The sequence below is a fragment of the Micromonospora sp. NBRC 110038 genome, assembly GCF_020884815.1.
GTDB lineage: Bacteria > Actinomycetota > Actinomycetes > Mycobacteriales > Micromonosporaceae > Micromonospora > Micromonospora haikouensis.
This window is the reverse complement of record NZ_BBOL01000005.1, coordinates 112,548-139,083: the sequence shown is the minus strand read 5'-3', so window position 1 is coordinate 139,083 and position 26,536 is coordinate 112,548. Positions and strand designations below refer to the sequence as shown.

Sequence of the window (26,536 nt, the reverse complement as noted above, 5' to 3'; positions counted from 1 at the left end):
TCGGAGCCGGGTGCCGGTCAGAGCCCCTCGGCGACCGATGCGGCGATCTTCAGCCAGGCGTCGCGGGTGGCCGACGAGAGCTGCCCGTACCGGATCGGCTCGCCGGTGTCGATCAACCGCTCGTACGGGGCGAGCAGCACCGCCCTGGTCCGGGCCGCGAAGTGCTCCTGGATGGCGGGCAGGTCGATCTCCTTGCGCGAGGGCGGCATCGACACCACCGTCACCGCCTGCCGGACCAGCCGGTGCCGGCCGCTCTGCTCCAGGTGGTCGAGCATCCGGGCGGCCGTCTCCGCCGAGTCGTTACGGGCCGACATGGTCACCACGAGCTGGTCGGTGGCGTCCATCGCGGCCTGCCAGTTCTGCGCCCGGACGTTGTTGCCGGTGTCCACGAAGATCAGCTTGTAGAACCGGCTGACCACCTCCCGGATCTCGGCGAACGCCGACGCGGTGAGCATCTCCCCGCCGGTGGCCGACTCGTCCGAGGCGAGCACGTCGAACATGCCCTCGCCCTGCGAGCGGACGTACTGCGACAGGTCGCCGACCCGCCCGTGCGCGCCCTGGAACTGGCCGAGGTCGCGCAGCATGTCCCGCACCGTGCGGGAGTGGAAGTCCTGCTGGGCGCGCATCCCCAGGGTGCCCTGGGTCTCGTTGTTGTCCCAGGCCAACACGTACCCGCCGCGCTTCTGGCCGAAGGTCATGGCGAGCAGCAGGATGGCCACGGTCTTGCCCGCGCCGCCCTTCGGGTTGACCACGGTCACCTGGCGCAGCCCGCCGAAGTTGCGACGCACCATCTCGATGTCGCGGCGCATCTCCTGCTCCTGCCGCCCCGGCGGGAGCTTGATCAACCCCGTCTTGTTCACCACGGCCCGTACGCCCATCGTGGCCACCGGGTCGGCCGGGCGCACCTGCCGGCGGCGGGCGAAGTCCTCTGCGGTCGGCGCGATCCCGGTGTCGGGCGTCCACGCCGGTTCCGGGTACCCCGGCGGCACCCGGGTCACCCCGTCGGCCTGCCGGTACGGCGGCTGCGGCACCGGTGCCACCGGCTGCTGTGCCACGGGAGACGGGGGCTGCGGCGGCCAGCCCGGTGGGTACCACCCGGACGTGGCCGGCTGCCCGGGCCCGGGTTGCCCCGCGACCGGGTGGCCCTGTTCGGGGTGACCCTGTTCGGGGTGGCCCTGGTCGGGATGCTTCGGGCCCGGCGGGGCCGCGTCGGGGCGGGGCGGGGCGGGCGGCGGTTGCTGCTGGCCGGGACCCCATCCCGCCGTTGCCTCGCCCGCCGTGGCCGGATAGCCCCCCGCGTACGGGTCGACCGGCCCGGCCGCAGCCCCGGCGACGGCCGGCGGGTACGGGGTGGGGGCCAGCGGCCCGGGCGGGTTCATCACCGGCGGGAACGGCCCGGGTGGCTGCGGTGGCGCTGCCTCGACCGGGCGCGGCACCCCGTCGACCGGCTGCGGCGGCCCGGGCCGTGTGGCCGTGTCGACGGGCTCCGGTGCCACCACGGCTGGCTGCGGCGGTGCGGGTCGTGGGACCGTTTCGGCCGGCTGCGGCGGTGCGGGTCGGGCCGCCGCCTCGGTCGCCCGCGCCGCTGCGGGTCGCTGCGGCGGCAGCGCCCACGGCGACTCGGCCACCCGCCCACCACCGTGCGAGGCCGTGCCGCCCGTCTCGCCATGCGAGGTCGTGACGGCCGCTCCGCCGTTCGACGTGCCGTGCGACGCCGTGGCAGCCGCCCCGCCCGAGCCGTCCGCCGCGTCGGTACCGCCCGGCCCCTCCGCGCCGCCGGCCGTACCGTTGCTGCCCGCGCCCGTGTTCCCGGCCGCTGACACGGCCGGTGCCGCCACGGGCCCGACCGCCGTCACGCCCGGTGCCACCGGGACCGGCCCGGCGGCCGACGTCTCGTCGGCGGTCCGAAAGGTCCCGGCAGCCGTCGGCTGCTCCGACGCCACCGCGTCGCCCGGCGACCCGTTCCCCTCGCCGGGTAGCGGCCCGGGCGACGCCTGCGGGTCCAGGGTGAAGGGCAGGTGCAGGTCGACCGGACCCGGCGCCGGCTGTCCGGCCCGGGGAGCCGGCACCCCGCCCATGGCGGGCGGCGCCCAGGCGGTCTCCGCCGGGACCGGGGCGGGACCGCCCGTGCCGTGCGTGGCCCAGGCGTCGGGCCCGTCCGCGCCGTGCGCGGCCCAAGCGTCGGGGCCCGGCCCGCCCTGCTCCGGGCCCGTCGCCGCGGGCGCTTCGCCCTGCGGACCGGCCACCTGGTACGGCGCGTAGGTGCTCGGCGTTGCTCCCAGCGACGGGTAGGCGTCGGAGGCGACGAACGACGGCTCGGTGTCCTCCTGGTACGGCACGGGACCCGCCGCGGCTGTCATGGCCCATGCCGGAGCGGAGCCGCCCCGCCCGGGATCGGTCGCTTCCGGCGGCCAGAGCGGTTCGATGTCCCGCTCCGGCACCGGCTGCTGGCCGGGCACGTGGACCCGGTCGGCGTTGTCGTCCACGCGGTTCCTCCCAATTCCTCCTGCCGAGGATAGGCCCCGGAGCCGAGCCGCCGGGATCGACGCGGGTCTCCGCCGGCGTTCCCGGCGCGCCGGTCTCCGCCGGCGGTGCCACGGTGCCGACGGCCGACCGGGGGTGCGCCGGTCAGGCCGCGTAGACCGCCCAGGCCGCAGGCTCGACCCACCAGGACCGCTTCCGGCTCAACTCGCCCTCGACCCCGTCGTCGAGGTACGGCACCCGCTCGTCACGCGGCACGACGGCCACCGCGCGCCCCCGCGCGCGGCGCACCTCGAACCGCACCCGTTTCCTACCCAACGTCGAGCGGGTCACCACGGGAACGGCCACCGCCACTTCCACCAGCCCGTCCGTCGGGTCGCCGGTGGTGAGCAGCGGCAGCCCGTCGAGCCGGGCGTACCCGGCCGCGTTGCCGATCGCGCAGGCCAGCAGCGGATCGTCGCCGGCCGAGAGCACGGCGTCGTCCACCTCGACGCGCCCCCGCCAGTGCAGCGGCCGGCCGGCGTCGTCGGCGGCGCCGATCAGCGCGCCGTCCAGGGTCACCGAGCCGCCGTCGTTGCGCAGCAGGTCCAGCCGCCGGACGGTGCCGTCCAGCACCGCGGCGGCCACCGCCGCCGGGTCGCGCGGCAGGCCGAGCTGCGCGGCCAGGTCGCGCTGCCCGCCGGCCCGGGCCGGATCGAGCGGGAGTAAGCCCACCGGCGGCAGGTCCGGCACCGTACGGTTGCCGGGCAGGTCGGCCGGGCGGCGGCTGGGCGGTGGGGCGTACCGCCGGACGAGCCGGCGCACGACGGCGCGCAACTGGCCGTCGCTGGCCGTGGCGACGACCAGCCGGGTCTTCGAGTCCGGGTCGGGCCAGGTGAGCCCGTCGGGGCGGGGCGGGCCGTCGAGCCGGGCGAGCACGTCGTCGATCTCCGCGTCCGAGCGGGCGGTGACCGTCTCCACCCGGGCGCCCCGGGCGGTCAGGGCGTCCGCGCAGGCCAGCACCGGCACCCGGGGGGTCTCGCACCGCTGCTCGGCCGGGGCGTGACCGTCGTCACCGGTCGCACCGGCATGGGTCGCCCCGCCGCCGCTCGCTGCGTCACCGGTTGCGCCGTCCTCGCCGCCGCAGCAGGCGCCGCCGCTGCCGCAGGCCCCGCCGGGAGCGTCCCGCTCCGAGCCGAGGGTGAGCAGCACCACGTCGTACACGAAGGAGCCTCCTGCCTGTCGACGAACCCCTGCCGGTCCCGCCGTGACCTCTTGTTAGCCTGACACCCCGGGCTCGCTTACCGGTCGCCACCTGGCACCCGAGCCTTCTGGAGGCGGAGAAGATGCCAGCGATCGTGCTCATCGGCGCTCAGTGGGGCGACGAGGGCAAGGGCAAGGTTACCGACCTGCTGGGTGAGCGGGTCGACTACGTCGTGCGCTACTCCGGCGGCAACAACGCCGGCCACACGGTGATCACCCCGGACGGGCAGAAGTACGCGCTGCACCTGATGCCGTCGGGCGCGCTCTCGCCGAGCGCGATGATCATCATCGGCAACGGCGTGGTGGTCGACCCGAAGGTGCTGCTGACCGAGATCGACGGCCTCGCCGAGCGCGGCGTGGACGTCTCCCGGCTGCGCATCTCCGGCGACGCGCACCTGATCATGCCGCACCACCGGGCCTTGGACCGGGTGGTCGAGCGCTACCTGGGCAGCGCCCGGATCGGCACCACCGGCCGGGGCATCGGCCCGGCGTACGGCGACAAGGTCGCCCGGATGGGCATCCGGTTGCAGGACCTGCTCGACCCGGGCATCCTGCGCAAGAAGCTGGAGCTCGCCCTGCGCGAGAAGAACCAGATCCTGTTCAAGGTCTACAACCGCAAGGCGATCGACGTCGACGCGACCGTCGAGGAATACCTGGCCTACGCCGAGCGGCTCAAGCCGTACATCGCCGAGACCCGGGTGATGCTCTGGGACGCCCTGGACCGGGGCGAGACGGTGCTGCTGGAGGGCGCCCAGGCCACCATGCTCGACATGGACCACGGCACGTACCCCTTCGTGACCTCGTCGAACCCGACGGCGGGCGGGGCGTGCGTGGGCGCGGGCATCCCGCCGACCGCGATCAACAAGGTCATCGCGGTGAGCAAGGCGTACACGACCCGCGTCGGGTCCGGCCCGTTCCCGACGGAGCTGTTCGACGACAACGGCCAGCACCTGCGCAAGGTCGGCCACGAGTACGGCACGACCACCGGCCGGGAGCGCCGCTGCGGCTGGTTCGACGCCGTCGTCGCCCGGTACGCGTGCCGCCTCAACGGCGTCACCGACCTGGTCATCACCAAGCTGGACGTGCTCACCGGCCTGCCGAAGGTCCCGCTCTGCGTCGGCTACGAGATCAACGGCGAGCGGTTCGACGACATGCCGATGACGCAGACCGACTTCCACCACGCCACGCCGATCTACGAGGAGCACGACGGCTGGTGGGAGGACATCACCAAGGCGCGGACGGAGGACGAGCTGCCGGAGAACGCGCGCCGCTACATCGCGCGCATCGAGGAGCTCTGCGGCACCCGCGTCAGCGTGGTGGGCGTGGGCCCGGGCCGCGAGGAAAACGTGACCCGTCACCCCCTCCTCCCCTGACCACCCTCCCCTGACCCGCCGGCTCGCCGGCCGCGGGCCCTCGTCGGTGATCAAGAGAAAAGCGTCACCGTTGACCTCTGCGGTGACGCTTTTCTCTTGATCACCAAGCGGTGGGCGTCGATATCCACAGGGTTGTCCACAGGGGTCGAGGGGTTGGGGGTGGGCGGGGCAGGGTGGGGTGGTGACGCCGTTCGAACTCATCCACCAAGTCGCCGCCCGGCAGGACGGCATGATCACCCTCGCCCAGGCGCAGGCGGCCGGCCTGAGCCGGGACCAGATCCGGCAGCTCTGGCGGTCCGGCCGGTGGACGCGACTGGCGCGCGGCTGCTTCGCCCCCGCTGGCAGCCCGAGCGGCGCTGCTTTCGGCCCGAGCGGCCTGAGCGCCCCCGCTCTCGGCCTGAGCGCCCCCGCTCTCGGCCTGAGCGTCGCTGCCTTCGGCCCGAGCGGCCCGAGCGGCCCTGCTTTCGGTTCGAGCGGCCCGAGTGGCCGGGACAGCCTGGGCGATTCGGGTGGCTTGGGCGTCGGCCCGCGCGGTCCGGTGCCAACCCGGGCCCGGGTCCGTGCTGCGGTGGCCAGTCTGGGGCCGGGGGCCTTCGCGGTGCTCGACACGGCACTGGAGCTGCACGGCATCGCCGGCCTGCGCCGCAGCTCCACCGTCCACGTCTCCGTGCCGGTGGACCGTCCCCGCCCGCAGCGGAACAGCGATCCCGCGTTGACGGTGCACCAGCTCACCACGGCTGCGGGTGACATCGTCCGGGTGGCCGGCATTCCCGTGACCTCTGTCCTGCGTACCGTGACCGACGTGATCCTCCGGCAGGACCGGTACCCGGCCGTGTCCGTGCTCGACTCGGCGCTGAACCGGGGGGCCCTCACCCCGGACGACCTGTGCACGGCGGGGGTGCTCATCCGGGGGCGACGCGGTGCCGTTGCCGCTCGGGGATACCTGCGTGAGGCGGACGGTCGAGCGCAGTCACCGTTGGAGACCCGGTCCCGGCTGAGATGCATCGACGGCGGCGTCCCCCCGGACACGCTGCAACTCCAGGTACGCGACGAGGACGGTCACCTCCTCGGCGTCGGTGACCTGGGCTGGCGCGCCGCCAGGCTGATCGCCGAAGCCGACGGGGCCGGCCCGCACAGCTCGCCGGAGGCGCTCCTGGCCGACCGCCGACGACAGAACCGCCTGGTCAACGCGGGGTGGCGAGTGCTCCGGTTCACCTGGTCCGACACCCTGAACCCGGACTACATCCCCTGGACAGTCCGCCAGGCCCTATCCACCCCCCACTGACCCCACCCACCCACCTACCTACCTACCTACCTACCTACCCACCCACCCCCACCCTCCCGCCGCCCCCGCCCCTCCCGCCGCCCGCGTCGGTGATCAAGAGGATTCGGTCAAATCGAAGATCAAACTTGACGCAAACCTCTTGATCACCGGGGAGGGGGCGGGGCGGGCGGGGAGGGGGCAGGGTGGGGGTGGGTAGAGTTCGTGGGCGTGCGCGTACTTCTTCTGGGTGGTGGCGGGCGGGAGCATGCGCTCGCCCTGGGGCTCGCAGCCGATCCGGCCGTCGAGGGGCTGATCGCGGCACCGGGTAATCCGGGGATCGCCGAGGTCGCCGAGCTGCGGTCGGTGGACGCCGCCGACCCCGCCGCCGTCGCCGCGCTCGCCGTGGAGACCGGCGTCGACCTGGTGGTGATCGGCCCCGAGGCACCGCTGGTGGCCGGGGTCGCCGACGCCGTACGCGCCAAGGGCATCGCCGCGTTCGGGCCGTCCGCCGAGGCCGCCCGGCTGGAGGGCTCGAAGGCGTTCGCGAAGGACGTGATGACCGCCGCCGGGGTGCCCACGGCGCGGGCGTACACCTGCACCGACCAGGAGGGCACGGCTCGGGCGCTGGACGAGTTCGGCCCGCCGTACGTGGTGAAGAACGACGGGCTGGCCGCCGGCAAGGGCGTCGTCGTCACCGACGACCGGGCCGCCGCGCTGGCGCACGCCGCCGAGTGCGGCCGGGTCGTCGTGGAGGAATACCTGGCGGGCCCCGAGGTCTCCCTCTTCGTGGTCACCGACGGTGAGGCGGCGCTGCCGCTGCTGCCTGCCCAGGACTTCAAGCGCGTCGGCGACGGCGACGCCGGCCCGAACACCGGCGGCATGGGGGCGTACGCGCCGCTGCCGTGGGCCCCGCCCGGCCTCGTCGACGAGGTGATGGCCGACGTCGTCCACCCGACGCTGGCCGAGATGCGCCGCCGGGGCACCCCGTTCTCCGGCCTGCTCTACGTCGGCCTGGCGATGACCGCCGCCGGCCCCCGGGTGATCGAGTTCAACGCCCGCTTCGGCGACCCGGAGACCCAGGTCGTCCTCGCGCTGCTGGAGACGCCGCTCGGCGGCCTGCTGCACGCCGCCGCTGCCGGCACCCTGGCCGACCACCCGCCGCTGCGCTGGCGCGACGGCGCGGCGGTGACCGTGGTCGTGGCCGCCGGCAACTACCCGGGCACCCCGCGCACCGGCGACGTGATCACCGGCGCCGACCGTCCGGGCGTCATCCACGCGGGCACCGCCCGCCGGGCCGCCGACGGCGCGTTGCTCTCCGCCGGCGGCCGGGTCCTCTGCGGTACGGCCACCGGCCCCACCCTCGCCGCCGCGCGCGACGCCGCGTACGAGCTGGTGGGCGGTATCGGGCTGGCGGGCTCGCACCACCGCACCGACATCGCCGCCGCGGCGGTCGACGGCCGGATCACGATCCCCGGCTGACCCAGGGATCGTGGCCGGCGAGCGGGTTCCGGCGGGACCGGTCAGGCCATGCCGAGCGCGGCGCTGATGACGGCCTGGGCGGTCGCGCTCAGCTCCTCGCCCTTGGCGTCCGTTGCGGTGATCGAGTACTCGACCCGGAACCGGCCGTCCCGGGTCGACGCCGCAGCGGCCAGGTAGCCGTACCGGGAGCCGGTCTTGGCCCAGAGGATCTCGCCGTCGGCCAGCCGCATGGCGGTCAGCCCCGCGCCGTACCGGGCCGGGCCGCCCGCGACGTCGTCCACGGGCGGGAGGGTGAACATCTCGGTGAGCTGCGGCTCCGGCACCACCCGGCCGGCGAACAGCGCCGTGGTGAAGGTGTCCAGGTCGGCCAGGCTGGAGATGAGGTCACCGGAGGCGGGGGTGAAGGTCTGGCTCCACACGGTCGCGTCCACCAGCTCGGTCACCCCGTCCCGGGTGACGGCCTGGTAGCCGTGGGCGTGCGGGCCCCGGATGCGCGGGTCGTCGCCGGGCCCGTACGTGTCGCGCAGCCCGAGCGGCCGGGCGATCCGCCGCGACAGCTCCTGCTCGTACGTGTGTCCCGTGACCTTCTCGACGAGCAGGCCGGCGACGATGTAGCCCATGTTGGTGTAGTCCTGCTTCTCGCCGGGGTCGAACGCGCGCGGGTTCTCCAGCCCCGCACGGACGATCTGCTCCGGGGTCCACCGGTCGTACCGGTGGGCGAGCTGCCACTCGATGTCGTCGGGCACCGTCGGGCTGGAGATGCCGCTGGTGTGGTTGAGGAGCTGGCGGACGGTCACGGTCGGGTAGTCGGCGGGCAGCAGGCCGGGCAGGTAGTCCTGCACCGTCCCGTCGAGGTCGATCCGTCCCTCGGCGGCGAGTTGCAGCACCAGCGCGGCGGTGAACATCTTGGTGGCGCTGCCCACCCGGAACCGGGCGTGCGGCGGCACCGGGGCCCCGGTGCGCAGGTCCCGCACCCCGCTGGTGCCCGTCCAACAGCCGTCCGGGGTGGTGATCCGGACCTGGGCGCTGGTCGCGTCGGCGTTGGGTAGACCGGCGATCGCCGCCCGCATCGGGGCGGCGTCGAGGGTGCCGGGTCGGCAGTCGACCCCGGACCGTCCGGCGTCGAGCAGGGCGGCGTCGAGCGGGGCGGGCGCGGGGCCGAGGGGCGCGGCGGCGCGCGGGGCCGCGGTGCCGGTGCCGGGGACGGCGACGGTGAGCAGGGCGGCGAGCGCCGTGGCGGCGACCGTACGCCGATTCATGATTGTCATGGCCGTCAGCCTGCCGGCGGGGGGACCCGAGGGCATCCGGGGAAGTCCCCCGGCGGACCCGGGCGGCGGCCTCGGGGATCCCCGGTCAGCCGAAGTAGCGGCGCAGCTCGCGGGTGAGCACCTTGCCGGTGGCGTTGCGCGGCAGGTACTTCACGAAGACCACGTCGCGGGGGACGCTGAACCGGGCCAGGTAGTGCCGGACGTACTCGCGGACCGCCTCCGGGTCGAGGGTCTCGCCGGGGTGCAGGGCGAGGAACGCGGCGAGGCGCTGGCCGTACTCGTCGTCGGGCACGCCGATCACGGCCACCTCGCGGACCTGCGGCAGCCGGGCCACCAGGTCCTCCACCTCGGACGGGAAGACGTTCTCCCCGCCGGAGACGATCATGTCGTCGGCCCGCCCGTCGACGAAGAGCAGCCCGTCGGCGTTGACCCGGCCGAGGTCGCCGGTGTCCAGCAGCCCGTCCCGGCTCTCCCGGGCGGTGCCCGAGGTGTAGCCCTCGAAGAGCATCTCGTTGCCGACGAAGATCCGCCCGACCCGGCCGGCGGGGACCGGTCTGCCCTCGTCGTCGAGGATGCGCAGCCGGGTGCCGTGCGGCGGACGGCCGGCGGTGGTCGGGGCGGCCCGCAGCTCGGCGGGGCCGGCGATGGACGCCCAGGACACCTCGGTCGAGCCGTACAGGTTGTAGAGGACGTCGCCGTAGGTGTCCATGAAGCGCAGGGCGAGCCCGCCGGGCAGCGCCGACCCGCTGAGGGCGACCACCTTCAGGGGCGGCTTCGGCTCGGGCGGCGGCACCTCCATCAGCCGCTGCACCATCACCGGCACGGCGAACATGGCGTCGCAGCGGTGCGCCGTGAGCGCGCCGAGCGTGGCGGACGGGTCGAAGCGGCGGTGCAGCACGATGGTCGCCCGCAGGGCGAAGCAGACCTGGAGCGCCGCGTACCCCCAGGTGTGGAACAGCGGCGCGGCGATCAGCACGGTGTCCCGGACGCGCAGCGGGATGCGGTCGATGATGGAGACCAGTGGGCCGAAGCCGTGCGGGGTGGGCCGGCGTGCCCCCTTGGGCGCGCCGGTGGTGCCGGAGGTCAGCACGATGGTGCGGCCCTCGCGCGGCGGCGGCTGGAGGTCGCCGGGCAGCGCCGCCGCGATCAGCTCCTCCAGCCGGGCCTCGTCGACCCGGTGCAGGTCGGCGGGGAGGCCGAGGGCCCGCTCGGCGAACTCGGCGTCGTGCACGAGGACCTTCAGCCCCTGCTCCTCGGCGACGGTGGCGAGCTGCGCGGGGGAGAGCCCCGTGTTGACCAGCACCGCGTCCGCGCCGAGCAGGGTGGTGGCGACCATGGCCTCGATCAGCCCGTGGTGGTTGCGGCAGAGCAGCCCGATGCGGTCGCCGCTGTGCACGCCGAGGCCGCCGCGCAGCGACTTCGCCAGCCGCTCGGCGCGGTCGAGCAGGGCGCCGTACGTCAGCTCGGCGCCCTGCTCGTCGACGACGGCGGTGCGGCCCGGGTCCCGGGCGGCGGCCTGGCGCAGCTCGCCGGCGAGGCTCCAGCCCCACCGGCGCAGCGCGTTGAGTTGGGCGGCGACCCGGATCGGCGGGCCCGGGGTGAGCAGCCCGCGCCGGGTCAGCGTGGCGACGGTGAACGGCAGATCCATCCGCGGGCCTCCTCCGGGCGTGCGGGACCCACCCGGGGCATCCGGGTCGAGTCGGTTCGTGGTCGGGTCAGCGGACGTGGACGCCGGAGATGGCGCGGGAGATCACCAGCCGTTGGATCTCCGACGTGCCTTCGAAGATGGTGTAGATCTTGGCGTCCCGGTACCAGCGCTCGACCGGGTGGTCCCGCAGGAAGCCGGCCCCGCCGAGCAGTTGCACGGCCTTCTCGGTGACCGACACGGCCACCTCGCCGGCCTTGAGCTTGGACATCGAGCCCTCGCCGGCGGTGAACGGGCGGTTGTTGCGCCCCATCCAGGAGGCCCGCCAGACCAGCAGCCGGGCGGCGTCGATCTCCATCTTCATGTCGGCCAGCGCGAACGCGACCGCCTGGTTCTCGATGATCGGCCGGCCGAACTGCACCCGGTCCTTCGCATAGTCCAGCGCGTACTCGTAGGCGGCGCGGGCCACGCCGAGCGCCTGCGCGCCGACGGTCGGCCGGGACAGCTCGAACGTGCGCATGGCGGCCTGGCCGGAGGCCTTCTGGCCGGAGCGGGCGCGGGCCAGCCGCTCGTCGAGGGCCTCCTTGCCGCCGAGCAGGCAGCGGCCGGGGACCCGGACGTCGTCGAGGAAGACGTCCGCCGTGTGCGAGGCGCGCAGCCCCAGCTTGCGCAGCTTCCGGGTCGCGCTCAACCCGGCGGTGCCCGGGGGTACGACGAACGCGGCCTGCCCGCGCGAGCCGAGCGTGGGGTCGACCGAGGCGGTGACGACGTGCACCCCGGCGATCCCGCCGTTGGTGGCGTACGCCTTCTGCCCGCGCAGCACCCATTCGTCGCTGGCCTCGTCGTAGACGGCCCGGGTGCGCATCGCGCCGACGTCGGAGCCGGCCTCCGGCTCGGTGGTGCAGAACGCGGCGACGGCCGGGGAGTCGGCGTCGCCGAAGCACTGGGGGACCCACTCGACGAGCTGGTCGGGGGTGCCCGCGCCGTAGATGGCGGCCACGGCCAGCGAGGTGCCGAAGATGCCGAGGCCGATGCCGGCGTCGCCCCAGAAGAGCTCCTCGCTGGCGATCGGCAGGGACAGGCCGGTGGGGTCGGCCCAGCAGGTGGCGAGGAACTCGAAGCCGTACAGCCCGACCTTCGCCGCCTCCTGGATCACGGGCCAGGGGGTCTCCTCGCGCTCGTCCCACTCGGCGGCGGCCGGGCGCACGACCTCGGCGGCGAAGCCGTGCACCCAGTCCCGCAGGTCCCGCTGTTCCTCGTTCAGGTCGAGCGAGAACTCGGCCATCGTCAGCCCTTGGGGATGTCGAACAGGTTGGCGATGTTGGCGGCGAGGCCGAGGTCGCCCTTGGCCTTCAGCTTGCCGGTCATGAACATCATCACCGGGTTCGCGCCGCCGGAGACGATCTTCAGGAACTCCAGGGGGCCCATGGTGAGGCTCAGCTTGGGGTCGTGCTGCGGGGTCTCGTTGACCGTGCACGCGCCGTCGGCGACGACGATCTCGTAGGTGTCCGTGCCGCCGTCCGGGCGGCCCGTGATGCCCCAGTGGATCACCGCGTTGGTGGAGCCGGCCCGGTCGGCGCGGAACAGCGTGGGCATCCGGCCGAAGACCTCGCTTAGGACCTTGCCGCGCAGCTCGCCGGACATCACCTCGACGATCTTGTCGTCGGGGGTGGACTTGACCAGCTGGGCGAACTCCTTGGGGCCGTAGTTGGCGAAGTTGGCCGGGTCGAAGTCAGTCATGGAAAGGAACCTCTCGAGCGGCGACTGTGGTTACTCTAGCGTAACCTTACGCACGAGTAGGTATGCTCGCAAGGTGTCCAGCACCCCCACCTTCAAGCGCCTCCCCCGGGCCGTACGCGAGCAGCAGATGCTCGACGCCGCCGTCCGGGTCTTCTCCCGACGCGGCTTCCACGCGGCCAGCATGGACGAGATCGCCGAGGACGCCGGCATCTCCAAACCCATGGTGTACGCGTACCTGGGCAGCAAGGAGGAGCTCTTCGTCGCCTGCCTGCACCGCGAGGGCACCCGCATGATGGAGGCCATCGCCGGCGCCGCCGCCCCCGACCTCGACGCCGACGAGCGGCTCTGGCGGGGCCTGCGCGCGTTCTTCGGCTTCGTCGGGGCGCACCGCGACGGCTGGGCGGTGCTCTACCGGCAGGCCCGCGGCTCCCAGCCGTTCGCCGGGGAGCTCGCCGCCATGCGGGCCCGGCTCGTCGAGGTGGTCGCCGGGATGCTCGACCACGCCCTGCGCGCCCGGGGCCGCGAGGTGGGTGCCACCGACCTGGAGGTCGTCGCGTACGCCCTGGTCGGCGCGAGCGAGTCGCTGGGCGACTGGCTCGCCGACCACCCGGAGGCCGACCCGGAGAAGACCGCCACCCGGATGATGAACGTCGCCTGGCTCGGCGCCGACCAGCTCCTCCGCGGCGTCACCTGGCACCCCGAGGGGTAAGGAAGGGCCCCTGCCAACTCGCCCGACGGGAATGTCGGTGGGGTGCGCGAGGATGGGCGCGTGCTCGACGGCATCGACGACATCGACTGGGTGCGGCTCGGCCACGCCTACGGCTCGGCCGGGGATGTGCCCGGCCAACTCCGCGCCCTGCGCTCGCCCGACGAGGAGGAGCGGCAGGCCGCCATCGGCGCGCTCTACGCCAACATCTTCCACCAGGGGTCGCGCTACGAGGCGTCGGCGTACGCCGTGCCGTTCCTGCTGGAGCTGCTCGCCGACCCGGCCACCCCCGACCGGGAGCTGGTGCTCTACCTGGTGACGGCGCTCGCGGTGGGCTACGACGAGCGGTGGCTGCCCGAGGGCGTCCCGGTGACCGAGTTCCGCCGGGCGGCCGACGGTGGGCGGGAGCTGCTCGCCGCCAAGCCGCCCCCGTGGCACGGCGACGACGAGACCCAGAAGGAGCACGTCGAGTGGGCGTACGTGGAGTCGCTCGACGAGGCGGATCAGCAGCGCCTGTGGGCGCACATCGAGCTGGCCGTCTACGACGCGGTGCGGGCCGGCGTGGCCCTGTTCCGTGACCTGCTCACCGACGCCGACCCGGGGCTGCGCGCCGGGGCTGCGTACGCGCTCGCCTGGTTCCCGGAGGACGCGGCCGGCAGCCTCCCGGCGCTCGTCGCGGCGGCCGGGGCCGCACTGGAGGTGGACGAGGACGAGGCGGCGACCGCCCTGGTGGCCGCCGGGTTGCTCGGTGCCGCGCCCGACGCCGGGCTGCTGACCGACGCGCGCCCGGTGATCCGCTGGGCCGCCGCGGTCGGCCGGGCCCGGGTGCTCGGTGCCGATGCCGACCAGGCGACGGTCGACGAGTTGCTCGCCTGGACGGCCGCCGGCCCGGGCAACCGGCTGACGGCCGACGGGGCCGAGGTGCCGTTCCTCGACGGCGACCTCAACGGGCACGCGGGGCTGTCCCTGCGCCTGCTCGGGCCCTGGCACACCGATCGGGCGTTCGACGCGCTGCTCGACCGGCTGCCCGCCGTCACCGGCGAACAGGCGTTGCCGGTGGCGGCCGAGGCCCTGCGCCTGGCGTTCCCCGAGGGCAGCCTGCCCACGGGGGCGCCGTGTGCGGCGCTGGCTCCCCGGCAACGGCGGCTCGTCGAGCTGCTGGCCCGGTCGCCCGAGGTGTGGCTGGTCGGCGATTCGACGTTCGTCAACTTCAGCCTGCTCGTCGGCGACTACGGCCTGCCGCGCAGCCGAGAGGAGATGCTGGCGTACCTCGAAGGCGTTCCGACCTGACCCTCGACGGTCCGCTCAGCGGCGGCCGGCGGCGCGTCGGCGGGCACGGAGCCGAAGCCAGCGGGCGGCCTCCAGCAGGCCGGTGATCGCGACCGACAGCCCGATCCCGGCCAGGATGCCCAGGATCGGCTCCCGCTCGAAGACCAGCCCACCGAAGTAGCCGAGCAGCCCGCAGTACGCCGCCCAGGTGCCGGCGGCCAGCGCGTCGAAGAGCACGAACGACCGCAGCGGATAGCGGACCGCGCCCATCGTCAGGGTCACCGCCGTGCGCCCGCCGGGGACGTAGCGGGCGGTGGTGAGCATCATGCCGCCGCGCCGGTCGACCGCCCGGCGGGCCCATTCCGACCCGGCGCGTCGCCGGCTGTCCGCCGGCAGCCGGGCCAGCCGGTGCGCGCCGCCGCCCCGGCCGATGGCGTACGACAGGTGGTCGCCGGCCAGCGCGCCGCACGCGGCGAGCAGGATCACCATGGTCAGGTCCGGCTGCCCGCCGACCGCGAATACCCCGGCGGTCACCACGATCGTCTCGCCGGGCACCGCCGGGAAGACGGCGTCGACCGCGGTGACCGCGAAGATCACCAGGTAGACCCACGGCGAGGTGACCGTGTCGTGGAGCAGGCCGAGGACCGACTGCATGCCCTCATGCTCTGCCGTCGCGGCGTTAGGAAGGGGCCCTTCCTATACAAAAGGCGTTGACAAGGTGCCCTTCCTTACCAGCTTGCCCTCGGCGGTGGGTGAGTGGGAAGTGAGCGTCACCGGGGCACCCAGCGCCTCCTCGACCGCCGCCGGCCAGTCGGCCGGAGGGTCGTCGTCGTAGACGGGGCGGGCCGCGAGCAGGCGGGCGGTGAGGGCGGCCTGGCGGTCCAGGTCACCGGGCGGGCCGGGCTCCAGGCGGTCCGTGCTGTCGTAGCGGCGGCAGATCCGCAGGCCCTGGCCGGAGCGCACCCCGCCGGAGAACAGCCGGTCGGCCAGGTCGAGGTGGGTGAGGGCGAGCCCGTCGACGCCGCCGGCCGCGTCGAGGGCGTACCGGTGGGCGACCGCGTCGAAGTGGCCGAACCGGAACCGCCCCTGCCACGGGTTGGTGGCGTTGTGCGCGTCGGCCAGCGGCAGCGCCGGATCCTCGGTGACCAGCGGGCCGGGGCCGTGCCGGGTGGTGGTGACCCGCAGCACGCCCAGCCGCTCGGCGGTGCCGGCGAGCCCCGCCTCGGCGAGCAGGCCCTCGGCGTTGGCGAACGTCGTGGTGCTCCACGTCGTGTACGGGTGGAAGCCGTGCCACTCGTCGAGCAGCACCCCCTGCGCCCCCTCGAAGACGCAGGTCCCGGCGCGCAGCACCCCGGCCAGGTGGGACCGGTCGACGATCGCCACCCGGTCGCCGAACGCGGTGAACGCGGGCAGGCAGTCGTCGACGGGCGGGGCGTCCAGCGGGCCGAGTTCGGCGGTGAGCCGGTCGCGCAGGGCGGCCAGCCGGCGGCGCAGCACGGCCGGGGTGCGGCAGTCCGCCACCCGGGGCGCGGAGCCGGGGTGGGCGAGCCCGTACGCGACGGCCTCGCCCACCCCCAGCCCGCAGGAGCCGTGCCGGTCGGCCCCGCGGGCCAGCTCGCGGGCCCGGTTGGCGGCCCGGTGGTACGGGGTGGCCAGCAGCGCCTCCCCGTCGACGGTGAGCCGGTCGAGCGCGTCGGGCACGCCCACCGCGGCGAGGTGGTCGGCCTCGGCGGCCAGGGCGAGCGGGTCCACCACCACGTGCCGGGACAGGTGGGTCCGCACGCCGGGGCGGAAGGTGCCCGCCCCGAACTGCGCGAACGTGTGGTGCCGCCCGTCGCGCAGGACGACGTTGTGTGCCGCCTGCGCGCCCCCGTTGAAGCGGATCACCGTGTGGACGGGCCGGGTGGCGCAGAGCCAGTCCACGACGGTGCCCTTGCCTGCGTCGCCGTAGCCGAGGTCGACCACCAGCACGTGGTTCACAGTCGGGTCACCCCACGGGTGGGCGGCGTCGACGGGGCGGGCAGCGTGGCCACCTGGTCGCGGGTGCCCCGGCCGAGGCGGGCCAGCGCCTTCGACACGGTGCCGGTGGCCTTCGAGCCGGCCTTCTTGAGGTCGGCCAGGCCCTGGTCGAGGTCGACGGCCTGCTCGCCGAGGCCGACGGTGAGGGCGATGGTCTCGCAGACCGCGTCGAGGTCGTCGAGCACGACGGCGTTCTGCCCGAGCAGGTCGCGCCAGAAGTCCAGCACCTTCGTGTTGCCGGCGTAGCTGCTGCCGGCGGGGAGCAGGTAGTAGGTGTCCCAGCGCCGGGTCACCTCGTCGACGATCTGCAGCAGCGGCACGTCCTCGCGGAGGTCGTCGCCGATGAGCCGGCTCACCTGCCGCCGGTCCACCTGGGGGTAGGCCAGCTCGTCGCCGATGATGAACAGGTAGCCGCGCCGGCCCCGCTTCTCCCAGCAGTCGGTGGCGGTGTGCCGGGCCATGAAGTACATGGCCAGCTCGTACGACTCGGTCATCTGGCCGCCGCCGCCACCCTCCAGCACGATCCGGCCGAGGTCGTCGTCCATCCGGTTGTCCGACTCGAACTGCCCGACCTGCAGCGGCACCCGGTCGCAGGTGGCGTCGCCGATCGCGCCGAACATGATCTGCGGGTCGCGGGCGTACCCCTGGCGGAGCAGGAGCCCGAGCAGCTGCGGCAGCTTGGCCTGGAGGGTGCGGGGCACGTTCCGCATGGAGCCGGTGACGTCGAACAGCACCGTGATGGCCGTCGACTGCGGGTGCTCGGCCGAGTCGCGGCTCTCCCGCATCGCGTCGCGCGGGTCGAGCGCGGGGTGCACCTTGCGCGCCCCGCTGTCGCTGTAGGCGAAGGCGCTCTTGCCGGTGGCCCGGCGGTACCGGTCGGCGGCGTCGTACACGTCGGTGGACCACATTCCACTGCCCATGGCAGCCTCCCTAGGGGTTGAGGGTGAAGGGTCGGAAGGTGCGCGGCCCGTAGAGCCGTTCGAGCACCTCGTCCAGTTCGCGCAGCAGTCGCCACGCGTCGTCGGGCCGGGACGGCAGCGCCGGGCGGCGGCAGCCGTGGGCGAAGGCGCGCAGCTCGCGCGGGGCCCGGTCGCCCATCAGCCACGCCATGCACGTGGCGGCCATCGCCAGGTCGGTGCCGGGCCCGCAGGCCCGTCGGGCGGCGACCTCCGGCGGGTACCAGTCCTCGTGGCCGGGCACCAGCGCGGGGATCGTGCCCCCGGTGGCGGCGGAGAAGCACCAGTCGACGAGCACCACGCCGTGCCCGTCGGGCTCGATCAGCACGTGCCGGGGCAGCACCGCGCCGTGCACGATGCCGGCCCGGTGGGCCAGGCCGAGGGCGACCAGCAGCCGCCGCCACATCCAGGCCGCGTCCCGGCCGTCGAGCCCGTCGGGGTACGCGCGGCGCACCTCGTCGAGGCTGTGCAGGCCGGGTGCGGTGGCCAGCACGCTGATCCGCCGTTCCGCCCCGGTGGCCGGGTCCCGGTGCCGGAGGGTGTCGACGAGCCGGGGCACGTACGGCAGGTAGCGGGGGTCGCCGCGTTCCTCGATGGTGCGCAGCGCGTGCTGCTCGCGGGCGACGAGGTCGTTGTCGGCGGGGTCGCGGGGCAGCTTGAGCAGGCGGTCCGACCCGACGTCGTAGAGGTCGGCGAGGTCGCCGGTGTGGGCGAGCGGGCCGAGCCGGTGGCCGCCGAGGACGATCGGGTCGGCGCTGGCCCGCCCGGCCCGCCACCGGTTGGTGACCTGGACGAACGCGTCGGTGGCGGCGGCGCGTACGGCCGGGTCGAGCGCGCCCAGCCGGTCGGGGTGCAGGGCCGCGACCAGCTCGCGGTAGCGGTGGGCCGACGGGTCGGCGCCGAACAGGTCGGCGTCGGTGCGCGCGGCGGTGACCAGCCGGATCGCCTCGTGGGTGTTCACCGCACCGTCTCCTCCCGGGCGGGGCGCAGCAGCGCCGGGTGCAGCAGCCGGGCGTCGCCGGCCCGGTAGAGCTTGGCGCGGGGGCCGCCGCGCGTGCCGCCGCGTTCGGTGCTCGCGCCGGTGCTCTCCACGAAGCCCGGCACGGAGAGCACCTTGCGGTGGAAGTTGCCGGGGTGCAGCGGGTGCCCCCAGACGGTCTCGTAGACGGCCCGCAGCTCGCTGATGGTGAACTCGGTGTCGAGGAAGCGGGTGGCCAGCGGGGTGTATTCCAGCTTGGACCGGGCCCGCTCCAGGCCGTCGTCGATGATCCGGTCGTGGTCGAAGGCGAGCTGCCGGCTGCTCAGCGCGGTCACGGGCAGCCAGATCGCGTCGTCGGCGTCGCTGCCGGCGGCCGGGTCGGGCAGGTCGGGGGCGAACGCGAGGTAGGCCACCGAGACGATCCGCATCCGGGGGTCGCGGTCGGGGTCGCCGTAGCTGGCGAGCTGTTCCAGGTGGACCCGGCGCAGCCGCTCGCCGCCGAGGCCGGTCTCCTCGGCCAGCTCCCGCCGGGCCCCGGTCGCCAGGTCCTCCTCGGGGCGGACGAACCCGCCGGGCAGCGCCCAGTGGCCCTCGAACGGCGGCCCGCCCCGGCGGACGAGCAGCAGGTGCAGCGCGTCGGACCGGACGGTCAGGGCGACCACGTCGACGGTGACGGCCACCGCCGGGTAGGCCCGGGGGTCGTAGGCGGCGAGGAACTCCTGCTCGTTCACGGCGTCTCTCTCACTCTGAGAACATCTCAACGTGAGAACAACTTAGCGCACGAAAGAGTGAATGCCAAGCCCTGACCCCTCGTCAGCGCACGGAACCTGCCAGGTGCGGCCTGCCGCTGCGCGCGTCGTGCAGGGCGAACTCCCAGGCCGGGTCGTCGGCGGTGGCGGTGAAGGCCACCGTGGACGGCAGCGGCACCGGCAGCTTGAACGCCACCTCGACCGTGTACGCCTCCGGCAGCCGGCTCTCCAGCGCGGCCAGGCAGCGCGCCTTGCTCCACATGCCGTGCGCGATCGGGCGGGGGAAGCCGAACAGCCGCGCCCCCAACCGGGACGTGTGGATCGGGTTGTGGTCGCCGGAGACCCGCGCGTAGTCGGTGCCCACCCTCGGCGGCACCCGCCAGGAGGCGGTGGCGGCCGGCGCGGCGGGCCGGTCACCCCGGTCGCGCCGCGCGCCGCCGCCGGCCGTGCGCTCCCTGCCGAGGTACGTCGACACGCCGCGCCACACCTCCGCCCCGCCGACCGCCCCGACCAGCACCACGTCGACCTGCCGACCCCGCTCGTGCGGGCGCAGGTTCTCGGCGTACGCGCGGAAGTCCAGCGTCTCGCCGGCCTCGACCGGCCGGCGCACGGTGATCCGGTTGGCCACGTGCACCAGCCCGACCAGCGGCAGCGGGAACTGCGGCGCGGTCATCAGCCGCAGCGCTAGCGGAAACCCCAGCACGTGCGGGTACGTCCCCGGGAGCCGGTCGGCCAGCCGGAACCCGCAGACCCGGTCGTAGTCGGCCAGGTGCGTCCGGTCGACGGCGACCCCGGCGACGGCCAGCTCGACCTGCGGCAGCGCGTCGCCCCGGCGGCGACCCGGGCCGGGCAGCGCCCCGAGCAGCGCCCGCCGATAGAGCGGGCCGGCCTGCGGCAGCCGGGGCAGCTCCAGCAGGGTCCGACCCTGCGTGTCCGCGCCGGTCATCACGCCCCCAGCAGGCTCTGGCCGCAGACCCGGACGACGTTGCCGCTGACCGCGCCGCTCGCCGGCCAGGCCAGCCAGCCGATGGTCTCGGCGACGTCCACGGGCAGGCCACCCTGGGCCATGCTGTTCATCCGCCGGCCCGCCTCCCGGACGACGAGCGGGATGCGGGCGGTCAGCCGGGTCTCGATGAACCCGGGGGCGACCGCGTTGACGCTGATCCCGCGCTCGCGCAGCGCCGGGGCGAGCGACTGCACGAGGCCGATCACGCCCGCCTTGGAGGTGGCGTAGTTGGTCTGGCCCCGGTTGCCGGCGATCCCGGCGATCGAGGAGACCGAGACGATCCGGCCGCCGGCCGGGATCAGCCCGCGCTCCAGCAGCACGTCGTTGATGCGTTCCTGGCTGGACAGGTTGACGTCGATGACGCTGTCCCACCGGTCGGCGTCCATCCGGCCCAGCGTCCGGTCCCGGGTGATGCCCGCGTTGTGCACCACCACGTCGACGCGGCCGTGCCGGGACGCGAGGTGGTCGGCGAGCCGGGTGGGCGCGTCCGGGGCGGTCAGGTCGAGCTGCACGGCGGTGCCGCCGATCTCGTTGGCGGCGGCGGCCAGCTCGTCCCCGGCGGCCGGGATGTCGAGCGCGACGACCTGCGCGCCGTCGCGGGCCAGCACGCGGGCCAGGGCCGCGCCGATGCCCCGGGCCGCCCCGGTCACCAGGACGACCTGGCCGTCGAGGGGCCGGTCCCAGTCGGCCGGCGGCTCGGCCGCGCCGGCACCGACCCGGACCACCTGCCCCGAGACGTACGCCGAGCGGCCCGAGAGCAGGAACCGCAGGGTGGCCTCCAGGCCGGTGGCCGTGCCGGCGTCGCCGTGCGCCGTGACGTGCACGAGCTGGGCGGTGACGCCCCGGCCGAACTCCTTGCCGATGCTGCGGGTCAGCCCTTCCAGGGCCCGCTGGGCGGTCGCCTCGCGCGGCGTGCCGCACTCGTCGGGCGGGGTGCCGAGCACGATCACCCGGCCGCCGGGCAGCACCGCGCGGGCCCTCGGGTGGAAGAAGTCGTAGAGCTGGCGCAGCCCGGTGGAGTCGGTGACGCCCGTGGCGTCGTACACCAGGGCGCCGAAGCGCTCCTGGGCATCGGCGGTGGCCGGATCGCGCAGCTCGACCCCGGCGGCGGTCAGGATCCCGCCGACCTGCCCGGCGAGCCGGCCGCCGGTGGCCGAGCCGAGCAGGGCCGGCCCGGTCAGCAGCGGGTCCCCCGGGGTGTGCCGGCGCAGTCGTGGCGGGTCGGGCAGCCCCAGGCGCTTGACCAGCGCGCGGCCGGCCCCCGATCGGACGAAGCTCGCGTACCTGTCGGTCATAGGCGTAGCCTACTGGCCAGTAGGTTGTGGGCAAGCCCTGAAACGGAGGCGGGATCGTGCAGAGCATCCGGCGGGTCGCGGTCATCGGCGGCAACCGCATCCCCTTCGCCCGGTCCAACTCGCGGTACGCCAGCGCGTCCAACGCCGACATGCTCGGCGCGGCCCTCGACGGGCTCGTCGCGCGGTTCGGGCTGGCCGGGCAGCGGGTCGGCGAGGTCGTCGCCGGGGCGGTGCTCAAGCACTCCCGGGACTTCAACCTCACCCGCGAGGTGGTGCTCGGCTCGAAGCTCGACCCGCACACCCCGGCGTACGACATCCAGCAGGCGTGCGGCACCGGTCTGGAGGCGGCGATCCTCGTCGCCAACAAGATCGCCCTCGGGCAGATCGAGGCCGGCATCGCCGGCGGCGTCGACACCACCTCCGACGCCCCGCTGGCCGTCAACGAGGAGCTGCGTCGCACCCTGCTCCGGCTCAACTCCGCCCGCACCCTCGGCGAACGGCTGAAGATCGCGGCGAAGCTGCGTCCGCTCCAGCCGTTCCAGCCGGAGATCCCGCGCAACGCCGAGCCGCGCACCGGGCTGTCGATGGGCGAGCACGCCGCCCGCACCGCCCTGCGCTGGAACGTCGACCGGCAGGCCCAGGACGAGCTGGCGCTCCGCTCCCACCAGCGGCTCGCCGCCGCGTACGAGCGGGGGTTCTTCGACGACCTGCTGACCCCCTACCTGGGGCTGACCCGGGACCAGAACCTCCGCCCCGACACCACCGGAGAGAAGCTGGGCTCGCTCAAGCCCGTCTTCGGCCACCGGGGCCCGGACGCCGAACAGGCGACCATGACCGCCGGCAACTCCTCCCCGCTCACCGACGGCGCGTCCACGGTGCTGCTCGCCTCCGAACAGTGGGCGGCCGAGCGCAACCTGCCGGTGCTCGCCTGGTTCTCCTGGTCGGAGACGGCGGCCGTCGACTTCGTGCACGGCGACGAGGGGCTGCTGATGGCCCCCGCGTACGCGGTGCCCCGGATGCTGGCCCGCGCGGGGCTCACGTTGCAGGACTTCGACTACTACGAGATCCACGAGGCGTTCGCCTCGCAGGTGCTGGCGACCCTCGCCGCCTGGGAGTCGCCGGAGTTCTGCAAGGACCGGCTCGGCCTGGACGCCCCGCTCGGGTCGATCGACCGGGACAGGCTCAACGTCAACGGCTCGTCCCTGGCCGCCGGCCACCCGTTCGCCGCCACCGGCGGGCGGATCGTCGCCACGCTGGCCAAGCTGCTCGCCGAGTCCGGCTCGGGGCGGGGGCTCATCTCGATCTGCGCGGCCGGCGGCCAGGGGGTCACGGCGATCCTGGAGCGCTGACGCCCGGCCCCGCCTCGCCGCGGCTCGCCGCGCTGATCCGCCGCCGTCCGGCCGTCCGGTGCCGGGCGGCCGACGTTCACCGGGCGTTCAACTCGGTGTGTGGCTGTGGTGGCCTCGGGCCGGCAGGGTGGCCGGCGATGGACATCAGCGCAGCCGGGGCAGCACCGGACCTGTCCGTGGTCGTCCCCATGTACAACGAGCAGGACGTCGTCGCGGTGTTCGTCGAGCGGCTCCGGCCGGTGCTCGACGGCACCGGCACCACGTACGAGGTGGTCGCCGTCGACGACGGCAGCCGCGACGCCACGGCCCGGCTGCTGCTCGACCACGCCCGGTCCTGGCCCCAGCTCCGGCTGGTCCGGCTGCGTCGCAACAGCGGCCACCAGGCCGCCCTCACTGCCGGCCTGCACCGGGCCCGGGGCCGCTGGGTGGTCAGCATCGACGCCGACCTCCAGGACCCGCCCGAGGTCATCCCCGAGATGCTGGCCACCGCTCGCGACCGGGGCGTCGACGTCGTGTACGGGGTGCGCGCCGACCGCAGCACCGACACGCCGTTCAAGCGCGGCACCGCCGGCCTGTACTACCGGCTGATGCGGCGCATCGTCGGCGCGGACCTGCCGGCGCAGGCGGGCGACTTCCGGCTGATCAGCCGCGACGTGGTGGAGGTGCTGCGCCGGCTGCCCGAGCGCACCCCGGTCTACCGGCTGCTGGTGCCCTCGCTCGGCTTCGCCGCCGCCGAGGTGCGCTACTCCCGCGCGGCGCGGGCGGCCGGGGAGACGAAGTACCCGCTGCGCCGGATGATCGCGCTGGCCTGGGACAGCACGGCGAACTTCACCGCCGCGCCGCTGCGGCTGGCCACCTGGCTCGGCGTGGTCAGCTTCGCGGCCTGCCTGGTGCTGGCCGTCCTCGGCCTGGTCGCCTACGCCGACGGCGCGACCATCCCGGGCTGGACCTCGCTGTTCGTGGCGGTGCTGCTGTTCAGCGCCGTCCAGTTGATCTGCCTCGGGCTGCTCGGCGAGTACGTCGGCCGCATCTACCGCACGGTGCAGGACCGCCCCACCCACCTCGTCGGCTTCGACTCCGCCGAGGTGCCCTTCGACTCCGCCGGGGTCTCCTTCGGCCCCGCCGAGGCTCCCTTCGGCTCCGGTGGCGCATCCGGCTCCGGCGGGGTGCCCGTCGACCCGGCCGGGGCGTCCGACGCGCCGGCCGTGGCGGTGGCGGCTGGCCGGGCCGGTGACTGAACCGGCGGTGCTGACGCAGGGCCCGCCGGTGGCGTCGGACGCGCCCGCCCCGCACGACGCACCGGCGGGTCGGGGCGGCCCGCCGGCCCGCCGGGTCGCGGCGGCCCTCGCCTGGGCCACGGTGCTCGCCGCGCTGGTCGCCGGCTGGTGGTGGACGAGCACCCCGGGCGGCGACGTCACCCGGTACGTCGCGTACTGGTCGCTCGCCCTGGTGCTGCCGGGCACGCTCGTGCACCGGGCGCTGCGGGGCAGCCGGGGCAACCTGCCGGAGGACCTGGGCTACGGTGCCGCCGTCGGCCTGCTGCTGGAACTCGCCGCCTGGGCGCTCGCCACGGCCACCGGCACGCAGCCGGCGCTGCGCTGGTGGCCGGTGCCGGTGCTGGCGCTGTTCGTCGCGGTGCCCCGGTTGCGCCGGCACTGGCGGATCGCCCAGCCCCGGCCGCTGCCGCTGCGCTGGACGGTCGCGGTCGCCGGGGTGCTGGTCCTCGTCGTGGCCTGGGCGGCCGTGGGCTGGCGAGCGAACCCGCTGCCGCCGGTGGACCACGTCTACTACCAGGACCTGCTCTACCACCTGGGGCTGGTGCACGAGCTGACCCGGACCATGCCCTTCGAGCTGCCGCAACTCGCCGGGGAACCGCTGCGCTACCACTACCTGGTCGACGCGCACCTGGCCAGCGCCAGCATGATCGCCGGCACGGCACCGGCGACGGTCCTGCTCCGGCTGTGGCTGGTGCCGGTCGCCGCGACGGCGGTCGTCGTCACCGCCGGGCTGGCCCGGGACCTCAGCGGGCGCTGGTGGGCCGGCCCGGTCGCCGCGGCGACGGCGTACCTCGGGGTGTCGCTCTCCCTCGGCTCCGCCGCGACGGCCAGCGGCACCCTCCCGCTGTCCGTGGAGAGCCCCTCGCAGACGTACCTGCTGCCCCTGCTCCTGCTGCTCACCGGCGTCTGCGCGGACGTGGTGCGCGGCCGGCGACCCGGGTGGGGGTGGGCGCTGGTGCCGGCGGCGGGCCTGGCCGTCGCCGGGGCCAAGTCCAGCGGCCTGCCCCCGCTGATCGCCGGCGTGGCGCTGGCCGGGGTGGTCGTCGGCCGGCGGGCCCGCCGGGTGCCGTGGGCGGTCGTGTCGCTGTTCGCGGTGCTGGTCGCGGCGATGGCCGTCGGGTACCGGCTGTTCGCCGGGGGCGGCGCGGGGGTGCTCTCCCCGCAGGTGTTCGGGGTGCTGCGGTTCCTCGCGCCGTGGCGGGAGACCGTCGGCGCGGGCGGGGGCATCGCGGCGGGCGGCCTGCTGCCGCCGGGGCTCGCGGCGGCCGGCGCGGCCGGGTGGCTCTTCGCGCTCGCCGTGCTGGGCTGGTGGCTGGCGCTCCAGGCGCCCCGGTACGTCGGCGTGCTGCTCCTGGCCCGCCGGGGCACCCGGGGTGACCCGGCGGCGTGGCTGCTGGCCGGGGCGCTGCTGGCCGGGGCGGGCGGTGCCTGGTCCTTCTTCCACCCGTCGGTCAGCCAGCTCTACTTCTTCCTGGCGGTGGTCCCGTTCGGGGCGCTGCTGACCGCGTGGCTGCTGGCCGAGGCACGCCCGTGGTGGCCGGTCGTGGCGGTCGCGGCGACCGTGGGCGCGGCGGCCCAGTGGCTGCTCGACCCGTTGGCCCCGTCCGAGCGGACCCGGCGGGCCTGGCTGTGGGCGATGGCCGTGCCGGCGGGCCGGGTGCTGCTGCTGGCCGGCGTCGCCGCGCTGCTGGCCGTCCTGCTCGCCGGGCTGCGGCACCGGGGCGGGCGGCCGGCGGGGGCGTCGTGGCGTGCCCGGGCGGCGGTGGCCGGGGTGGTCGCCGCGCTCTGTGGGGCGAGCGTGGCCGGCGGCCTGGAGTGGACCGCGCGCCGGATCGGGGACCCGCCCCGGGCGCTCACCGCCGCCGAACGCCCCTGGGCGCTCACCCGGGACGAGGCGCGGGCCGCCCTCTGGCTGGACGCCCACGCCGACCCGGCGGACGTGGTGGCCACCAACGTGCACTGCCGGCCGGTGCGGACCGTCGCGCACTGCGACGCGCGGGCCTTCTGGGTGAGCGGGCTGGGCGGCCGGCGGACGCTCGTGGAGAGCTGGGGCTACACGGACGAGGCCCTGGCCGGGCACGCCCGCGACGGCTTCTCGTACCCCCGGCAGCCCGCCCCCGACCCGGAGCTGTTCGCCCGCAACGAGCGGCTGTTCACCGCGCCGACCGCCCCCGAACTGGACCGGGCGCGCCGCGAGGACGGCGTGCGGTGGCTGCTCGCCGACTCGGCCGCCGGCCCGGTGTCACCGGAGCTGGCCCGGCTCGCCGAGGTGGGGTTCGTCGCCGGCCCGGTGACCGTGTACCGGCTGCGCTGACGGTCGCCGGCCGCGCTGACCGCGTGCCGGCCGCTGGCGGCGGGTCGGCTGCGCTGACCGACCTCTACCGGTAGAAAACTGCACGAAAGCTCACATTCCAGTTCCGATCTCCAGAAGATGAGGGC

The 26,536-nt window shown here is 75.2% G+C and carries 21 protein-coding genes and 1 pseudogene; 9 read left to right on the top strand and 13 right to left on the bottom strand.

Annotated features, from left to right (window positions below; genetic code table 11):
- Nucleotides 1–17: 17 nt before the first annotated feature.
- Nucleotides 18–2,486 carry a chromosome partitioning protein gene (locus LPU61_RS18965; RefSeq protein WP_374199694.1) on the bottom strand — a complete coding sequence of 823 codons (2,469 nt, stop codon included), beginning with the start codon at nucleotides 2,484–2,486 and terminating at the stop codon, nucleotides 18–20.
- Between the two features lie 142 nt (nucleotides 2,487–2,628).
- Complete coding sequence (locus LPU61_RS18960; protein WP_229405654.1) at nucleotides 2,629–3,684, bottom strand: hypothetical protein; 1,056 nt, start codon at nucleotides 3,682–3,684, stop codon at nucleotides 2,629–2,631.
- Between the two features lie 122 nt (nucleotides 3,685–3,806).
- Here LPU61_RS18960 and LPU61_RS18955 point away from each other — a divergent pair, with 122 nt between their 5' ends.
- From LPU61_RS18955 to purD, 4 genes and pseudogenes are all read left to right on the top strand, one after another.
- Entirely contained in the window at nucleotides 3,807–5,096 is a 1,290-nt protein-coding gene (locus LPU61_RS18955; protein WP_043961166.1) for an adenylosuccinate synthase, read from the top strand.
- Between the two features lie 178 nt (nucleotides 5,097–5,274).
- Nucleotides 5,275–5,421 (top strand): annotated as a pseudogene (locus LPU61_RS31870) (type IV toxin-antitoxin system AbiEi family antitoxin domain-containing protein); the annotation flags it as partial.
- A gap of 243 nt (nucleotides 5,422–5,664) precedes the next feature.
- A complete protein-coding gene (locus LPU61_RS18950) occupies nucleotides 5,665–6,381 on the top strand; it encodes a DUF559 domain-containing protein (RefSeq protein WP_063838589.1) in 717 nt (238 codons plus the stop codon).
- A gap of 207 nt (nucleotides 6,382–6,588) precedes the next feature.
- Nucleotides 6,589–7,839, top strand: coding sequence for a phosphoribosylamine--glycine ligase (gene purD, locus LPU61_RS18945; RefSeq protein WP_229405653.1), 1,251 nt, complete (start codon nucleotides 6,589–6,591; stop codon nucleotides 7,837–7,839).
- Nucleotides 7,840–7,880: 41 nt separating this feature from the next.
- Here the strand turns inward: purD and LPU61_RS18940 are convergent, their stop codons facing one another.
- The 4 genes from LPU61_RS18940 to LPU61_RS18925 all read right to left on the bottom strand — a co-directional run bounded on the left by LPU61_RS18940 (nucleotide 7,881) and on the right by LPU61_RS18925 (nucleotide 12,492).
- The gene (locus LPU61_RS18940; protein WP_199485961.1) at nucleotides 7,881–9,107 is read right to left on the bottom strand and encodes a serine hydrolase; all 1,227 of its coding nucleotides are present in this window, start codon (nucleotides 9,105–9,107) and stop codon (nucleotides 7,881–7,883) included.
- 85 nt (nucleotides 9,108–9,192) lie between these two features.
- Nucleotides 9,193–10,755, bottom strand: coding sequence for an AMP-binding protein (locus LPU61_RS18935; RefSeq protein WP_229405652.1), 1,563 nt, complete (start codon nucleotides 10,753–10,755; stop codon nucleotides 9,193–9,195).
- 67 nt (nucleotides 10,756–10,822) lie between these two features.
- Nucleotides 10,823–12,037 carry an acyl-CoA dehydrogenase family protein gene (locus tag LPU61_RS18930; RefSeq protein ID WP_043961173.1) on the bottom strand — a complete coding sequence of 405 codons (1,215 nt, stop codon included), beginning with the start codon at nucleotides 12,035–12,037 and terminating at the stop codon, nucleotides 10,823–10,825.
- 2 nt (nucleotides 12,038–12,039) lie between these two features.
- Nucleotides 12,040–12,492 carry an SCP2 sterol-binding domain-containing protein gene (locus LPU61_RS18925; RefSeq protein ID WP_043961175.1) on the bottom strand — a complete coding sequence of 151 codons (453 nt, stop codon included), beginning with the start codon at nucleotides 12,490–12,492 and terminating at the stop codon, nucleotides 12,040–12,042.
- Between the two features lie 73 nt (nucleotides 12,493–12,565).
- Between LPU61_RS18925 and LPU61_RS18920 the strand changes: the two genes are divergently transcribed.
- Both LPU61_RS18920 and LPU61_RS18915 read left to right on the top strand, forming a co-directional pair.
- Complete coding sequence (locus tag LPU61_RS18920) at nucleotides 12,566–13,201, top strand: TetR/AcrR family transcriptional regulator (protein WP_043961177.1); 636 nt, start codon at nucleotides 12,566–12,568, stop codon at nucleotides 13,199–13,201.
- Nucleotides 13,202–13,261: 60 nt separating this feature from the next.
- Nucleotides 13,262–14,488, top strand: coding sequence for a hypothetical protein (locus LPU61_RS18915; protein WP_229405651.1), 1,227 nt, complete (start codon nucleotides 13,262–13,264; stop codon nucleotides 14,486–14,488).
- A gap of 15 nt (nucleotides 14,489–14,503) precedes the next feature.
- Here LPU61_RS18915 and LPU61_RS18910 read toward each other — a convergent pair whose 3' ends face one another.
- The 7 genes from LPU61_RS18910 to LPU61_RS18880 form a co-directional block, all read right to left on the bottom strand.
- Nucleotides 14,504–15,121, bottom strand: a complete 618-nt coding sequence (locus LPU61_RS18910; protein WP_229405650.1) for a DedA family protein — start codon at nucleotides 15,119–15,121, stop codon at nucleotides 14,504–14,506.
- Between the two features lie 42 nt (nucleotides 15,122–15,163).
- A complete protein-coding gene (locus tag LPU61_RS18905; RefSeq protein ID WP_229405649.1) occupies nucleotides 15,164–16,447 on the bottom strand; it encodes an adenylosuccinate synthetase in 1,284 nt (427 codons plus the stop codon).
- The gene (locus tag LPU61_RS18900; protein WP_043961182.1) at nucleotides 16,444–17,406 is read right to left on the bottom strand and encodes a hypothetical protein; all 963 of its coding nucleotides are present in this window, start codon (nucleotides 17,404–17,406) and stop codon (nucleotides 16,444–16,446) included. Before LPU61_RS18900 ends, LPU61_RS18905 begins: the two co-directional genes overlap by 4 nt.
- Before the next feature lie 10 nt (nucleotides 17,407–17,416).
- The gene (locus tag LPU61_RS18895; protein WP_229405648.1) at nucleotides 17,417–18,403 is read right to left on the bottom strand and encodes a serine/threonine protein kinase; all 987 of its coding nucleotides are present in this window, start codon (nucleotides 18,401–18,403) and stop codon (nucleotides 17,417–17,419) included.
- A complete protein-coding gene (locus tag LPU61_RS18890; protein WP_077935497.1) occupies nucleotides 18,400–19,152 on the bottom strand; it encodes an NUDIX domain-containing protein in 753 nt (250 codons plus the stop codon). The genes LPU61_RS18895 and LPU61_RS18890 overlap by 4 nt, the downstream gene beginning before the upstream one ends.
- Before the next feature lie 82 nt (nucleotides 19,153–19,234).
- Nucleotides 19,235–20,116 carry a MaoC/PaaZ C-terminal domain-containing protein gene (locus tag LPU61_RS18885; RefSeq protein WP_229405647.1) on the bottom strand — a complete coding sequence of 294 codons (882 nt, stop codon included), beginning with the start codon at nucleotides 20,114–20,116 and terminating at the stop codon, nucleotides 19,235–19,237.
- Nucleotides 20,116–21,471 carry a 3-oxoacyl-ACP reductase gene (locus tag LPU61_RS18880; protein ID WP_229405646.1) on the bottom strand — a complete coding sequence of 452 codons (1,356 nt, stop codon included), beginning with the start codon at nucleotides 21,469–21,471 and terminating at the stop codon, nucleotides 20,116–20,118. The genes LPU61_RS18885 and LPU61_RS18880 overlap by 1 nt, the downstream gene beginning before the upstream one ends.
- 56 nt (nucleotides 21,472–21,527) lie before the next feature.
- Here LPU61_RS18880 and LPU61_RS18875 point away from each other — a divergent pair, with 56 nt between their 5' ends.
- The 3 genes from LPU61_RS18875 to LPU61_RS18865 all read left to right on the top strand — a co-directional run bounded on the left by LPU61_RS18875 (nucleotide 21,528) and on the right by LPU61_RS18865 (nucleotide 26,411).
- Nucleotides 21,528–22,820 (top strand): acetyl-CoA C-acetyltransferase, encoded by a 1,293-nt coding sequence (locus LPU61_RS18875; protein ID WP_229405645.1) that lies wholly within the window; start codon nucleotides 21,528–21,530, stop codon nucleotides 22,818–22,820.
- A 137-nt stretch (nucleotides 22,821–22,957) separates the two neighbouring features.
- A complete protein-coding gene (locus tag LPU61_RS18870; RefSeq protein WP_229405644.1) occupies nucleotides 22,958–24,058 on the top strand; it encodes a glycosyltransferase family 2 protein in 1,101 nt (366 codons plus the stop codon).
- Nucleotides 24,051–26,411 (top strand): hypothetical protein, encoded by a 2,361-nt coding sequence (locus tag LPU61_RS18865; protein ID WP_229405643.1) that lies wholly within the window; start codon nucleotides 24,051–24,053, stop codon nucleotides 26,409–26,411. Before LPU61_RS18870 ends, LPU61_RS18865 begins: the two co-directional genes overlap by 8 nt.
- Nucleotides 26,412–26,536 lie beyond the last annotated feature (125 nt).

Bases quoted from the DNA above. Each gene is read 5' to 3' on its own strand.
- LPU61_RS18955 (WP_043961166.1), top strand. From the start codon at position 3,807: ATGCCAGCGATCGTGCTCATCGGCGCTCAGTGGGGCGACGAGGGCAAG.
- LPU61_RS18940 (WP_199485961.1), bottom strand. From the start codon at position 9,107: ATGACAATCATGAATCGGCGTACGGTCGCCGCCACGGCGCTCGCCGCC.
- LPU61_RS18935 (WP_229405652.1), bottom strand. From the start codon at position 10,755: ATGGATCTGCCGTTCACCGTCGCCACGCTGACCCGGCGCGGGCTGCTC.
- LPU61_RS18930 (WP_043961173.1), bottom strand. From the start codon at position 12,037: ATGGCCGAGTTCTCGCTCGACCTGAACGAGGAACAGCGGGACCTGCGG.
- LPU61_RS18925 (WP_043961175.1), bottom strand. From the start codon at position 12,492: ATGACTGACTTCGACCCGGCCAACTTCGCCAACTACGGCCCCAAGGAG.
- LPU61_RS18910 (WP_229405650.1), bottom strand. From the start codon at position 15,121: ATGCAGTCGGTCCTCGGCCTGCTCCACGACACGGTCACCTCGCCGTGG.
- LPU61_RS18900 (WP_043961182.1), bottom strand. From the start codon at position 17,406: ATGGGCAGTGGAATGTGGTCCACCGACGTGTACGACGCCGCCGACCGG.
- LPU61_RS18885 (WP_229405647.1), bottom strand. From the start codon at position 20,116: ATGACCGGCGCGGACACGCAGGGTCGGACCCTGCTGGAGCTGCCCCGG.
- LPU61_RS18880 (WP_229405646.1), bottom strand. From the start codon at position 21,471: ATGACCGACAGGTACGCGAGCTTCGTCCGATCGGGGGCCGGCCGCGCG.
- LPU61_RS18870 (WP_229405644.1), top strand. From the start codon at position 22,958: ATGGACATCAGCGCAGCCGGGGCAGCACCGGACCTGTCCGTGGTCGTC.